Here is a 12,230-nt window from a genome sequence, read left to right on the forward strand (position 1 = left end):
CTTAATTATTTTTAACAATCGAACAAAGGCTAGTATCACCTTGTATAATTTTAAGCAAATTACCCTCTTCAAACATATTGCAAACCACAATAGGAAGTTTATTATCTTTAGCTAAGGCTATGGCTGTATCATCCATCACTCTAATATCATCTTGCATAGCCTCATCATAACTTAAAGTGCTTAAAAATACCGCATCATCAAACTGCTTAGGGTCCTTATCATAAACTCCATTAACCTTAGTAGCTTTTATCACCATATCAGCATCAATTTCTACTGCCCTTAAAATCGCTGTGGTATCCGTAGTAAAATAAGGATTTCCCGTCCCTGCGGCAAAAATCACAACACGACCTTTTTCCAAATGTCTTTGCGCTCTTCTCATAATATAAGTTTCACAAAAGGCTTCCATTTGAATAGCACTTTGAACCCTTACATCAAGCCCTGAGCTTTCCAAAGCTTCTTGAATAGCAATAGCATTTATCACGGTAGCTAACATTCCCATATGGTCCCCGCTTGTTCTTTTAATCAAACCACCCTTAGCAGCACTTACCCCACGGATAATATTGCCTCCACCTATGACTATGCCTACTTCTATTTGATTGTTAATGAGTTGCTTAATCTGTGAAGCTATGAATTTTAAAATAGAATTTTCTATGCCAAAGCCATTTTCACCCGCTAAAGCCTCGCCTGAAAATTTTACCAAAACTCTTTTTTTCTCTTGCATTCTTTCTCCTTGTTTAACTTGAAATTATATTTTAAATTCCATTAAATTTAGCTAATTTAAACTGATAAGCTCCAAAGGATTGATATGAAAATTTTGCTGAGTAACCTCAAAGGTTAAATCATTTTTTATCCTACCCACCACGGCACCTTTTTTGATATTTTTCCCCACTTTAATATTGGGAGCAATCTTATCCAAATGTGCATATATGGTATGTATGCCATTGCTATGCTCGACAATAACAACTCGTGCTAACATACTTGTATCTTTAGCAAAAACCACTTTACCATCTAAGACATTTTTCACAACTGCATCGCTTTTATTGCTTCTTAAAACCACATTTTCATTGAAAATTTTAAGATTATAAACAGGATCAACATAATTTCCAAATTTTTGCTTCACAGTAAAAGATTCAAGCGGGGCTATGGTCTTTTTGCCTGTATAACGCTTAACGGAGCTATTTTGATAGCTTGTGCCAACTTGACGAATTTGTTGATTTTGCTGATTTTGTGCGGCAGGGGGTTTGGGAGCGGGTTTTTGCTGGACGATTTTAAGCTGATTTAAAGTTTTTCTAAGTTCTTCTTGCTGCGCCCTTAAATCATCAAGTTTTTTTGCGTAAATATTTCTATCTGTTTTTTGCTTATTAACTTCGTTCATTTGTTTTTGTTTTAAGTCTTGGAGCTTGACTAATTGGGCGTTATAATCCTTAAGGCTATTGTTGATTTTTTGAATTTGAGCTTGTTTGTCGTCAATTAATCTACTCACCCCTTCATAATCCTTAGAAATTTTAAAAATTTCTTCATTTAAAACCTGATTTAAATTTCTTAAAATTTCAAAAGCCATAAAACTTTCTTCGCTTTCAATATAACCTTGAGGAATAGGCAAATCATAAGCAAAATCCTTAGCCATCAAGGATATGAGCCTACTTTCTATATTGGATTTATTTTTTAGCAAAGCTTCATTTTGACTTGCAAGAGTTTTTAATTCTTGATTTTGAGCTTTGGCTGTGGCTTCTAGCTTGGAAGTTTGGGAATTTAAACTTTGAATTTGCAAACTTAAAAGCTTTAAGCTTTTTTCGCCATTTAATATATCACTGGCTAAATCTTCAAGCTTTTTATTCAGCTGCTCTTGTATGCGTTTATTTTCCTCTAAACTCTTAGTTTTTTCATTTATAGCATTGGCAAAAGCAAATTGAGTAAATAAAAAAAAACAAAAAAAGATAAGAATATTTTTTCTCATCTTTTTACCTTAAACATAACCAAATTTACACACAACAAACAAATAAACAAAGTCGCTAAAAAAATCAGACTCAAATGCAAAATAAAATTAATAGGCGGAAAAACAATATCCGCAGCCTTTAAGCTCTCTTGAATAATAAAAAAATCAAAAATTTGCGTAAAAAAAGCAAGTAAAATAGCAAAAGCAATAAAACAATCTAGCATTACCACCTTATAAAGCATAAAGGAGCGAAACCAAAAAGGAGCTCCAAACAAACACATAATCTCTATGCGTTCTGTATGCTCATAAAGCCAAATTCTCATTTGTTTTAAAAACAGCACAAAAGAAAGCAAAATGATGATGAATAAGAAAAGCCAAAATACAAATTTCATCAAGATAAGCAAAGAATATATCTTATCGTGGGTTTTGGCAAAAGTTTCAACCTTAGTGATACCCCCAATACTTAAGAGTTGGTTTTTTATCGAATTTAGCTCATTTTGCGTAGGCAAAGAATTAAGCTTTAAGGTATAAAATTTTGGCAAAGAATCCTTTAAAACCTTTAAATTCTTCTCAGAAAGGTCATTTTTTAAACGCTCGATTAAATCCTTAGGGTCTAAAGGTTCAAGCCCTGAGAAAAAGGGGATTTTCGTTTTCAAAACATTTTGTTCAAGCTCTGTTTTGCTAACAACTATAATGTTATAATCCTTATTCACAAGCTCTTCATAGTGCCTTAAACTTGCATTTATAATCAAAATAAACTCAAAAGCAAACATCATAAAAAGCAAAGGTAAAATCAAAGATAAATGTGTTTTAAAGAATTTCATTCATTTTTCCATTTTCTATATTAAAACGACGATAATCCACTCTTAAATTACTAGGAATTCTATGGGTTACTACTATAACACAAGTTCCTAAAAGCTCTTTGGCTGATTTTAAAAGCGTCCAAATAATATCCGAAGAATACTCATCTAAATTTCCAGTAGGCTCATCGCAAAGCAAAAGCTTAGGATTGTGGGCTAAAGCCCTTGCCATAGCAACGCGTTGTTGCTCCCCGCCGCTAAGTTGATTAGGCAATTTATCCGCTTTAAAGGTTAAATTCACATGCTTTAAAAGCTTGGCAGCTTGGCTTATACATACTTTTTTACTATAACCCTTAATCATCAAAGGCAGCATAACATTTTTCTCAACGCTATATTCTTGCACAAGTTTATAATCTTGAAAAATAATCCCTATCCTTTGACGCAAGGCTAAAAGCTCTAAATTTCCAATCTTATTCATCAAGGACCCACACACTTCAAGTTTGCCAGAAAGCGGCTCTAAATCCCCATAAAAAGACTTTAAAAGTGTGCTTTTACCGCTTCCGCTTTTACCCGTGATAAAAACAAAATCATCATCCTTAAAAGCAAAACTCGCTTCTTTGATAACTAATTCATCATAACCTAAAGTAAGTTTGTTAGCTTGGATTAAATTAGGCATCCTTTTTCCTTAAATTTCCCTTTTTTAAATTTTTAATTATGCTTTATTTTTGCTTAATTTTCAAGAAAAGCTTAGATTTTAAACTGAACTTTTAAAATTTCTTTTAATTCATGTATTGCTTTAATATTTTCTTGAATTTTAAATGGCTCTTTAAAAACAAAATTAATCGCTTTATCAAGATACAAATAACAATGCTGGGGTCTATTAAAAGCCCCAAACGCAAGCTTTAAAAGCAAATTTTCATCTTGTTTATAAATACTTTCAAAATGCAAGAAAAAATCATCTTTTTTTATAGTTATATTTTTAAAATTCTGTTCTATTTTTTTCAAATCATCCTTAGAAAATTCAAGCGATGATAAATTAAATTCACTCAACTCATAGTTTTTACACTCTTCATTAAAATTCCACACCCAAAGTTCATATATATCTTTTTCTTGTTTTTTCCATCTATCTTCATACTTGCTTGAAATTTCTAAATTTTCATTTTTTCTAAGACTAAATTTTGGAGCCAAAAAAGTCAAAAATTGTTCTAAGGTAAAATTAAAATACTCAAAACTATCCGTTCTTAGCTCAAATCGACCCCTTGGGGTCAAAACCCTAGCACACTCCTTGCAAAAATCCCTGCTTACAACGCGTCTATGGGGCTTCTTATCCCAAGGAACAGGAAAATGTAGAAAAATCTTTTGAACTGATTTTGATTTTAAGACACTCAATAATAACCTAGCATCGCTTTGTATCAATAAAATATTGTTTATATTTTGTGCTTTAGCAAGTTTAGCCACTTGAGTAAGAGCTGGATTATAAATTTCAACCCCTAAAATCAAAACATCTGGGTTCTTTCTTGCTTGATAAAGCAAATGTCTTCCTGAGCCAAAGCCTATTTCTATATAAATTTTACCTTGAAGCTTAGATAAAAGTTCATCAAAATCACCCACGATAAAAGGAGTTTTTTCAATTAAAGCATTATTTTTAAGCCCAAAGGCTTCACTTACAATATCTTCACAAAATCCTTCTTTAAAAATTTTTAAAGCCTTTTGCAAATAGCCTATTTTAGAAGGTTTTGTATGTTTATCACCCTTAATCACAAAAGCATTTTGTGCTTTTTTAATCTGCAAAAAAAAACTTTCATCCCCAAGCTTTGTATAAACAAGACTCACCCTATCATTCTTAGCTAACCAAAGAAATTGGACCTCATCTTTGCTATAAGGTAGGTTTAATTCTTTAATCTTTTTGCTTTTAAAATTTGGCACTACTGAGCCGCCTTAACTTTACTTGAAGGCTCTGAACGAAGTCCAGCCGAATCAATAGCAATCACTTCATAACTATACTCTACTCCGGGCAAGGCTTTGACATCTTTTAGCCTTTTTTCTTTAATGCCTTTAAAAACCGCATTTTGCTCCCCACCATAGCGTCTTACTTCATACTCAACAGCCCTAGCATCATTATCACTCCATTCCACATTTATCCCTTCATTTGTGCTTTGAGCTAAAATAATACTAGGAGCTAAAGGATTAGCCAAAGTTTTACCCTCTACACCCTCTTTTGGCATAGGACTTTCAAGCCCATCTTTATCTACCATTGTTACTTTATAATACTTGCTTTTGCCCGCACCTTCAACTATATCCTCATAAGAGTTTTTATCCGTCTTTGCCAAAACACTAAAGGGAAGCAAACTTGAACTTGTAGAATAAACCTTATAATAAGAAAAATCTTCATATACAGGCGCATCCCAAGTTAAAATGATTTTATTAGAACCATCTGTGCTAGCATTTAAATGCTCAATTTGCGGAGGCAAAGCCTTGCTTGTAGAGCTTACAACTTGACTTGGTTCGCTTTTTATCCCATCAAAACTCACAGCAATAATTCTATAATTTGAATTTTCATTAGGCTTTAAATCGCTATCGATATACTCGGCATTTAAACGATTTTTCACTTCTGCGATTTGTTTAAATTCCTTATCCGTTTTAGCTCTTTCTATGAGATAAGAATGCACCCTTAAATCAGGATGAGGACGCCAAATAAGTTTGATGCGGTTAGGTAGATTAGTTACGGCTTGGACAAAAGGAACAGATTCTAGTCTTGGAGTTGTGCTTACTTCTATAAGCTTGCCATCTTCTGAAATTTGCCCTTGTTCATTAAAGCTTTTCATCATATAGCGATACTTGGTATTAGGTTCTAATTTTGTATCCACATAATGCGTTTGAAATTTATCTTTGATAGTGCCTACAAGCTTAAAATCAGGATTTTCATCACTAGAACGGTATAAATAAAATCCTTTGATGTTTTCATTATACAAAGGCTCCCATTCAAAGGCTATATTGCTCATATCGCTAAGACTTTTTAAATTTTCAACCTTTGGCAAACTTTCATTTACGGTAAGCTCTTTGCTTGAAGTTAGTGAATTCATTTGCGAAACACTACAAGCACTAAGTAAAAGAGTTAAAAAACTCAAGTAAAAACTCAAGCGAAATCTTTTCATCATTTTCTCCTAAATTGATTTGATTTGACATAATATTTTTAAAATCTTGCATTAAAGGTGCTTTAACGAAAATTGGCTCTTTGGTTCTTGGATGGATAAAATACAAAAAATAAGCGTGAAGCATTATTCTACCTTCATACTTACCCTTATAACCATACAAACTATCACCTAAAATATAGCGATTTAAACTCGCTAAATGCGCTCTAATTTGATGCGTTCTTCCTGTGAAAAGTTTAGCCGCTATCAAGCTTAAATTTTCGCTTTTTGCTATATTGATAAAAGCAGACTTCGCACTTTTGCAAAATTTATTTTCTTTAGCTACGGCTATTTTTTTAATGGCATTAGAAGGCGAACGCATTAAAAATTTTTCGACTAGAATTTTATCTTCTTTTAGTGGCAAATCAATTAACGCAAGATAAATTCTCCCCATACTCTTATTTGCAAGCTGTTCGCTAAGTCTTTGATGGGTAAAATTATTCTTCGCTATCAATATAGCCCCGCTTGTATCTTTATCTAGCCTATGCACAAGACCCGCTCTTAGCTCTCCGCCTAGATTAGATAAAGTGTATTTTTTTTCTATCAACCAATCCACCAAAGTGGCATTTTTAACACTACTTGCTCCATGAACGGTTAATTTTGAAGGCTTATTTAAAACAAGCAAATCTTCATCTTCATACAATACACCAATATCAAAATCCACTTTAAACTGAGGTTTTATCTCATCATGAGGCTTTAAATTTGCAATACAAACAATATCGCCATTTTTAAGCTTAAATGAATTTTTATTTTGAATTTGACCCTTAACGCTTACACAATCTTTTTCTATAAGTAAGGCAACTTGACTACGGCTTTGCTTTAGTTTTTGAGCCAAAAACACATCAAGTCTTAAATTTTCATCTGCTAAAAAAGTTTGCATTTTTTCCTTAAAGCTTTTAGGAATTTAAAATTTTAGTTTATAATTATAGCTTTATATTACTAATTGAAGGCAAATTTTGTTTAACCTAGATAGAAGAATTTTAACCCATTTTGATTATATGCAGCCTATTTTGTTTCTACCCATCATTCTTACTTCATTTTTTTTAATCTTTGAAGCCAATCCTTTTTTGGCAGAAAAGCAGTTTGTCTATACCTGTGTGGGACTGTTTGCTTTTACGATTTTTTTCTTTTTTCCTATAAGAAAATTTATTTGGATTATTCCAGTTGCTTATTGGATTAATATATTTTTGCTTTTAAGTGTGGATATTTTTGGGGTTGAAAAATTAGGGGCTAAAAGATGGCTTGAAATTCCTTTTACGCATTTTACTATACAGCCTTCTGAAATTTTTAAACCCAGTTTTATCTTAATGCTTGCCTATCTTATTTATCAAAATCCACCCCCAAAAAATGGATACAAACTTAAACAATTCATCAAGCTTAGCTTTTATATTATCTTGCCTTTTTTGCTGATTGCTAAAGAGCCTGATTTGGGAAGTGCTATGGTTTTGTTGCTTGTGGGCTTTGGTGTGCTTTTTATTATGGGAGTTCATTATAAAATTTGGCTAAGCATTGTGCTTGTTATAGGCATTAGCTCTCCTATTATCTACACCCATCTTTTAAAACCCTATCAAAAGCAAAGAATTCACGATTTTATAGCCGAAAAACCTAGTTATCAAGTCGCTCAATCTATGATAGCCATAGGAAATGGGGGACTAACAGGAAAATCCCAAGATGAAGCTACTCAAACTCATTTTAAATTTTTACCCATCTCAACGAGTGATTTTATCTTTGCTTATATGATAGAAAGATTTGGATTTATAGGGGGATTGACCTTAATACTATTTTATATTTTGCTTATTTTTCATTTGCTGAGTTTAAATTACAAACTCAAAGATGATTATTTTGCTAGAGTTGCACTCAATTGCGTTGCCTTATTTATTTTCATTTATGCTGCGGTTAATATCTCTATGACCATAGGTTTTGCGCCTGTGGTTGGAATTCCCTTGCCTTTTTTTAGCTATGGGGGAAGTTCTTTTACCATTTTTATGATTTTCTTTGGAATTTTGCAGCATTTAATCACTTTTCGGTATTTTTGGACAGATATTAAAACCAAATAAAATATTTTTAAGTATTAATAAGATATAATCTTATCTTTTAATTTAACTTATCAACTTAAGTGGCGGATTTATAGCTCAGTTGGTTAGAGCAACCGGCTCATAACCGGTTGGTCGCAGGTTCGAGTCCTGCTAAATCCACCAGATTTTAATTTCTCACTTTCAGCAAAACCTTTGCAAACCACCTAAAAATAGCACTTTCATTAAAAATAAAAAATAGGGAATGGATTTTTCTTCAATGCGTTCAATAAGTATTTTTATACCCATTTTATACCCAAGAATTGATTAGCAAATTGTGGGTATAATTCAGAAATTTTTAATTTTTAAAAAAACTTAGAAAATTAAATCAAAAAACAAATCATAGTTTTGAAAAATAGGGATAAAATGAAAAAACCACTTTCTCAAAAAGATTTAGATAAATTAGAACCTAAAGAAAAAGCGTATTTGGTTCCATTAGGCGAACCTAAACAACTCTATATAAAAATCCATCCTAGTGGCAAAAAAGTTTTTCAAATAAGAGAACAAAGACATAAGGTTTATATCAGTATAGGTGAGTATGTCAAAGAAATTTTTAGTTTAGCTGATGCAAGAGAAGAAGCTATTTTAATTTTAAGGAAAATTCGTGAAGGCGAGTATGTAGGTAATGAATTTAAAGATTTTACCCTTGAAAAAGCTTTTGAATATTATTTAGAAACGATAGGACAAAGACTTTCTTCAACAACAATTAAAAAACTTGAATGCTATTACAATAAATACATTGCTCCTACTTTAAGTAAGGTAGAAATTAACAAATTAAATAAACAAAGTTTTATTCCTATTTTTGATTTAATTTATAAAAAAAATCTACAAGAAACTTTAATAAGAACTATAAGTTTTTAATGGAATTTATTTTGCATTATTTACCGCTCAAAGAAGTAGAAATATCCGTTTTGCTAAATGGGAAAATATTGATTTAAAAAATAATTTATGGACTATCAAAGCTAAAGATATGAAAATATCAAGCAATGGCGATAATGTTATTCCTTTGAATACTTATGCAGTAAAAATTCTTAAAATACAGCGAATTTTAAATGCAAATAAGGAATATGTCTTTTTTAACCATAATTCAACTTTAAGTGAAAATTTTGCAAGAAAATTTTTTAGAAAATATAATTTAGAACATACCTTGCACGGATTTCGCTCTACCTTTAAAAGTATTTGCGTAGAAAAAAGTGATGAATTAATTAAACTAGGCATTAGTGATAAAGTTGTAGAAATGATTTTACATCACATTAAAGCAGATGGAGTAGAAAGGGCTTATAACAGAGCCAAAGCAATAGAATTAAGACGCACTTTAATGCAATGGTATGGAGAATACCTTAATTCACTTTGTGCGTTTGATTAAATTAATTTTTGCATAATTTTACTAGGAGCTTTTGTAGGGCTTGATTTTCTACAAAATCATCTAAAATAAGTATAACTTTCTCATCAAAATTCACTAAACAATGCTCATCATCTTCTTTTTCGATTTGCTCTAAAGTTATATTTAAAGCTTTAGTAGTATCGCTTGAAAGCTCGTCAATAAAAATATGAAATAGGTTTAAATTATCTTTTTCCTTAAAGCTTATATATTTATAATCTATTAAAGATAAAAAGCTAAAGCTTTGCTCGTAAAGTAGGCCGTTATAAAGTCTTAGCAAATTCTTCACTTTCTTGTTCTAAAAAAGAACAAGCATTTGTAACATCTGCTGTTTCTTGAAAAAGCTCTTTAGGAAGTTTAAAATCAAGATTATCTAGGGTATTATTAATAATATCTTTAGTTTGTCCTAGAATTTCATCAATTTGCATTCCTATTCCTTGCTCTGCCATTTGTTGCACTTGATTTGCACCTTGTTTGATTTGCTCTTGATAATCTTTAATTTGTTGTTGATAGTTTTGTATGGATTGTTGTAAAGCATTCATATCTAAAACAGGAATACCACTTGCATAGGCTTGAGTTAAAGCCGTGCTAAGAACTAAGCTGATTAAAATCTTTTTGCGTTTTATTTGATTTAAAAACATTTTTCCCCTTTCATATTGCCATTTTGGCTTGATTTGCATAAGATTTTACTTTTTTAACTTTGTTAAGTCTTTGTTTTGCAAGTTCTTGCTTTTGTGCTTTTTCAGGGTGTAAGAAAATATCAATCTTTCTAAATTGATTTTTATAAAGATTTCTATATTCAGGGCATTTTTGTTTTACTTCAGCAAAAAGCTTTTCTATACTTGCCTTAGCATTTGCTTGTGCTTTATCATTTTTCATTTCATAGCCGCTTAAGTGGTTTTCAAATTTCTTATAATATTCTTTAGCGTTTTCAAGGCTATGCTTATAAGTTTTTGCTTCAGCTCTTGCTCCTACAACTTTTAAGCACATTTCTCTTACAAAATTTTTGTTTTCATCACTCTTGCTAAGATTAGCTATATCTTTAGCTATTTTGTCAAATTTCTTAATATCTGCTAATTCTTTATTTCTAAGAGCTTTTTCATCTAAATTATCTTTTAACCTATCATTTAAAACTCTTTTTTGACAATGAGCTTGCCAAGCTTTAATCAAGGCTCTTATTAATTCGCCTATATCTTTAGCTTTAATTGCATTAGCTAGAGCTTCTGTTACTTCATTTTTTGCTTCTTCAACCCTATTTCTTAAATCCTTTTCTTTATTTTTAAGATTTTTTAATTCATCTTCAAGGAGTTTTCTATCTTTAAGAGGGTCTTCTTTTTTGATTTTATCTTCATCAAGCTCTTTTTGTTTTTCTTCTTTTTCTTCGGGATTTTTAAGCTTTTCTTCTATTTCTTTTTGTCTTTTTAGATTTTCTTCAATTTCTTTATTGCTCTCTTTTTCTAAGAAATCATATTGCTCTAACTTATCCCATATATCTTTTTGGAAAAAATCACTTTTTTCAATAGTATCAATTACTTCTTGATTGACTTTTCTATGATGAGCGGGGGAATTGGGTCTTGGTTTTTCTTCATAAAAAGCTTGATTTTCTTTTTGTGTTTGCATTATTTTCCCTTTATAATATAATTTATTTAAAGAGAATAGCTAATTTTTAAAGAATAAGCAAAAAATGGGGTATATTTTTGGTAGTAAAATTCTTAGAAAATAGTTTTTTACCCCATCTTAAAGCGGAGTTATTATTTAAATCACTTATCTTGAAAAACCTTTAGTTTTTTGTTTGTTAGTAGCTTTATTTTGAGAGGACTTTTCTTTTTTAACATTGTTTTTCTCAGGTTTCATTGTTTTCTTTTTTCAAGGCTTAATTCTTGATGGATAAATTTATCTTGGATTTGTAAAGTATAATCAATCATTATAGGCTGGTCGTAGCCTCTTATGCTTTTAACACATTTTGGAAGCCAAGTAAGCTTACTGCCCATTTTTTCAATTAAATCGCCTAGTTCTTCATCGCTAAATTTTGTTGTAGAATCATACACAGAGCCTTGCATATGTTCAAATTTGTATTTAGCTAAAAAATTTCCTATATCATTATAAGCATTACGCCAACTTTCTTTAGCATAATGTTCTTGCAAGGCTTTAGTGTCTAAATCAAAGGCTATGGATTTGAGTTTTTTGTTGTTAATTTTGCCAGATTTCATTGTCTTTATCTTTTTTAAACATTACTATTAAATCACTTACATAATTTTCATCATTGCTATCTCCTAGCCATTCCCAACTTTTAACATTTTTAGCAAACCAATCACAATGTTTTAAGCAGTTAAACACTAAAATTCCCAAATGTGCAGGAGCGTTTTTTTCGCCTCTAAATTCATAATGATTTTTAGAAATTTTAGTAAGCCCAGCTCTTTTTGTAGCAAGTTCTTCTATTTTTGCATACATCGCATCAAGGCTGTATTCTCCTTCTCTTAAAATCTTTTCTTCATCAAGTTCAAATCTTGTTCCAAGTCTTGTAAATACCATTTTTACTCCTTTATGTTTTTATGAAATTATAGCATTTTTAATTAATCTTTTATGCTTTTAGTTTAATTCTTTGTATAAAACAAAAAAAGTATCGATGGAAATGAAAAATCAAAAAAGTCTGCAGAATTTAGAGTGGTGGTTAGAGGCAGAATCGAACTGCCGACACGCAGATTTTCAGTCTGCTGCTCTACCGACTGAGCTATCCAACCACAATTTTATTTGTATTTTAATTAAAAATGTAATTCTATCTTTTTTTCTTTAATCTAAGTTTAAAAATGAATTTTATTTACACTAAAGTTTTAATGAGTTAGAATTACT

At 30.9% G+C, this 12,230-nt stretch carries 15 protein-coding genes and 2 tRNA genes; 4 read left to right on the forward strand and 13 right to left on the reverse strand.

Features of this window, described 5'->3' with window-relative positions; genetic code table 11:
- Position 1: 1 nt before the first annotated feature.
- The 7 genes from pyrH to ACLL8X_RS08420 all read right to left on the reverse strand — a co-directional run bounded on the left by pyrH (position 2) and on the right by ACLL8X_RS08420 (position 6,807).
- A complete protein-coding gene (gene pyrH, locus ACLL8X_RS08390; protein WP_411990475.1) occupies positions 2-721 on the reverse strand; it encodes a UMP kinase in 720 nt (239 codons plus the stop codon).
- A gap of 51 nt (positions 722-772) precedes the next feature.
- Positions 773-1,957, reverse strand: coding sequence for a murein hydrolase activator EnvC family protein (locus ACLL8X_RS08395; protein ID WP_411990476.1), 1,185 nt, complete (start codon positions 1,955-1,957; stop codon positions 773-775).
- Complete coding sequence (locus ACLL8X_RS08400) at positions 1,954-2,760, reverse strand: FtsX-like permease family protein (protein WP_411990477.1); 807 nt, start codon at positions 2,758-2,760, stop codon at positions 1,954-1,956. The genes ACLL8X_RS08395 and ACLL8X_RS08400 overlap by 4 nt, the downstream gene beginning before the upstream one ends.
- Positions 2,747-3,412: a cell division ATP-binding protein FtsE gene (locus tag ACLL8X_RS08405; protein WP_411990478.1), complete on the reverse strand. Its 666-nt coding sequence runs from the start codon at positions 3,410-3,412 to the stop codon at positions 2,747-2,749. Before ACLL8X_RS08405 ends, ACLL8X_RS08400 begins: the two co-directional genes overlap by 14 nt.
- Before the next feature lie 71 nt (positions 3,413-3,483).
- Entirely contained in the window at positions 3,484-4,662 is a 1,179-nt protein-coding gene (gene trmB / locus ACLL8X_RS08410; RefSeq protein ID WP_411990479.1) for a tRNA (guanosine(46)-N7)-methyltransferase TrmB, read from the reverse strand.
- Positions 4,662-5,894, reverse strand: coding sequence for a fibronectin type III domain-containing protein (locus ACLL8X_RS08415; protein ID WP_411990480.1), 1,233 nt, complete (start codon positions 5,892-5,894; stop codon positions 4,662-4,664). The genes trmB and ACLL8X_RS08415 overlap by 1 nt, the downstream gene beginning before the upstream one ends.
- Positions 5,839-6,807 (reverse strand): RluA family pseudouridine synthase, encoded by a 969-nt coding sequence (locus tag ACLL8X_RS08420; RefSeq protein WP_411990481.1) that lies wholly within the window; start codon positions 6,805-6,807, stop codon positions 5,839-5,841. The genes ACLL8X_RS08415 and ACLL8X_RS08420 overlap by 56 nt, the downstream gene beginning before the upstream one ends.
- Positions 6,808-6,883: 76 nt before the next feature.
- Between ACLL8X_RS08420 and ACLL8X_RS08425 the strand changes: the two genes are divergently transcribed.
- The 4 genes from ACLL8X_RS08425 (at position 6,884) to ACLL8X_RS08440 (ending at position 9,365) form a co-directional block, all read left to right on the forward strand.
- Entirely contained in the window at positions 6,884-7,984 is a 1,101-nt protein-coding gene (locus ACLL8X_RS08425; protein ID WP_411990482.1) for an FtsW/RodA/SpoVE family cell cycle protein, read from the forward strand.
- A gap of 64 nt (positions 7,985-8,048) precedes the next feature.
- A tRNA-Ile gene (locus ACLL8X_RS08430) sits at positions 8,049-8,125 on the forward strand.
- Positions 8,126-8,365: 240 nt separating this feature from the next.
- On the forward strand, positions 8,366-8,860 hold the full coding sequence (locus ACLL8X_RS08435; protein WP_411990483.1) for an Arm DNA-binding domain-containing protein: 495 nt from the start codon (positions 8,366-8,368) through the stop codon (positions 8,858-8,860).
- Positions 8,861-8,927: 67 nt separating this feature from the next.
- Positions 8,928-9,365 (forward strand): tyrosine-type recombinase/integrase, encoded by a 438-nt coding sequence (locus ACLL8X_RS08440; RefSeq protein WP_411990504.1) that lies wholly within the window; start codon positions 8,928-8,930, stop codon positions 9,363-9,365.
- A 1-nt stretch (position 9,366) separates the two neighbouring features.
- Here the strand turns inward: ACLL8X_RS08440 and ACLL8X_RS08445 are convergent, their stop codons facing one another.
- The 6 genes from ACLL8X_RS08445 to ACLL8X_RS08470 form a co-directional block, all read right to left on the reverse strand.
- Positions 9,367-9,660, reverse strand: a complete 294-nt coding sequence (locus ACLL8X_RS08445) for a hypothetical protein (RefSeq protein ID WP_411990484.1) — start codon at positions 9,658-9,660, stop codon at positions 9,367-9,369.
- Complete coding sequence (locus tag ACLL8X_RS08450; protein ID WP_411990485.1) at positions 9,644-10,021, reverse strand: type IV secretion system protein; 378 nt, start codon at positions 10,019-10,021, stop codon at positions 9,644-9,646. The genes ACLL8X_RS08445 and ACLL8X_RS08450 overlap by 17 nt, the downstream gene beginning before the upstream one ends.
- Positions 10,022-10,031: 10 nt before the next feature.
- Positions 10,032-11,000, reverse strand: coding sequence for a hypothetical protein (locus ACLL8X_RS08455; RefSeq protein WP_411990486.1), 969 nt, complete (start codon positions 10,998-11,000; stop codon positions 10,032-10,034).
- A gap of 230 nt (positions 11,001-11,230) precedes the next feature.
- Positions 11,231-11,590 carry a VapD gene (locus ACLL8X_RS08460; protein WP_411990487.1) on the reverse strand — a complete coding sequence of 120 codons (360 nt, stop codon included), beginning with the start codon at positions 11,588-11,590 and terminating at the stop codon, positions 11,231-11,233.
- Positions 11,571-11,912: a hypothetical protein gene (locus ACLL8X_RS08465; protein ID WP_411990488.1), complete on the reverse strand. Its 342-nt coding sequence runs from the start codon at positions 11,910-11,912 to the stop codon at positions 11,571-11,573. Before ACLL8X_RS08465 ends, ACLL8X_RS08460 begins: the two co-directional genes overlap by 20 nt.
- 133 nt (positions 11,913-12,045) lie before the next feature.
- Positions 12,046-12,121, reverse strand: a tRNA-Phe gene (locus ACLL8X_RS08470).
- Positions 12,122-12,230: the final 109 nt, after the last annotated feature.

This window comes from Campylobacter parajejuni, from assembly GCF_046764905.1.
Taxonomy (GTDB): Bacteria; Campylobacterota; Campylobacteria; order Campylobacterales; family Campylobacteraceae; genus Campylobacter_D.

Coding starts and splice junctions, on each gene's coding strand:
- ACLL8X_RS08450 (WP_411990485.1), bottom strand. CDS start 10,021: ATGTTTTTAAATCAAATAAAACGCAAAAAGATTTTAATCAGCTTAGTT.
- ACLL8X_RS08415 (WP_411990480.1), bottom strand. CDS start 5,894: ATGATGAAAAGATTTCGCTTGAGTTTTTACTTGAGTTTTTTAACTCTT.
- ACLL8X_RS08435 (WP_411990483.1), top strand. CDS start 8,366: ATGAAAAAACCACTTTCTCAAAAAGATTTAGATAAATTAGAACCTAAA.
- ACLL8X_RS08405 (WP_411990478.1), bottom strand. CDS start 3,412: ATGCCTAATTTAATCCAAGCTAACAAACTTACTTTAGGTTATGATGAA.
- ACLL8X_RS08395 (WP_411990476.1), bottom strand. CDS start 1,957: ATGAGAAAAAATATTCTTATCTTTTTTTGTTTTTTTTTATTTACTCAA.
- ACLL8X_RS08400 (WP_411990477.1), bottom strand. CDS start 2,760: ATGAAATTCTTTAAAACACATTTATCTTTGATTTTACCTTTGCTTTTT.
- ACLL8X_RS08420 (WP_411990481.1), bottom strand. CDS start 6,807: ATGCAAACTTTTTTAGCAGATGAAAATTTAAGACTTGATGTGTTTTTG.
- ACLL8X_RS08460 (WP_411990487.1), bottom strand. CDS start 11,590: ATGAAATCTGGCAAAATTAACAACAAAAAACTCAAATCCATAGCCTTT.
- ACLL8X_RS08465 (WP_411990488.1), bottom strand. CDS start 11,912: ATGGTATTTACAAGACTTGGAACAAGATTTGAACTTGATGAAGAAAAG.
- ACLL8X_RS08455 (WP_411990486.1), bottom strand. CDS start 11,000: ATGCAAACACAAAAAGAAAATCAAGCTTTTTATGAAGAAAAACCAAGA.
- pyrH (WP_411990475.1), bottom strand. CDS start 721: ATGCAAGAGAAAAAAAGAGTTTTGGTAAAATTTTCAGGCGAGGCTTTA.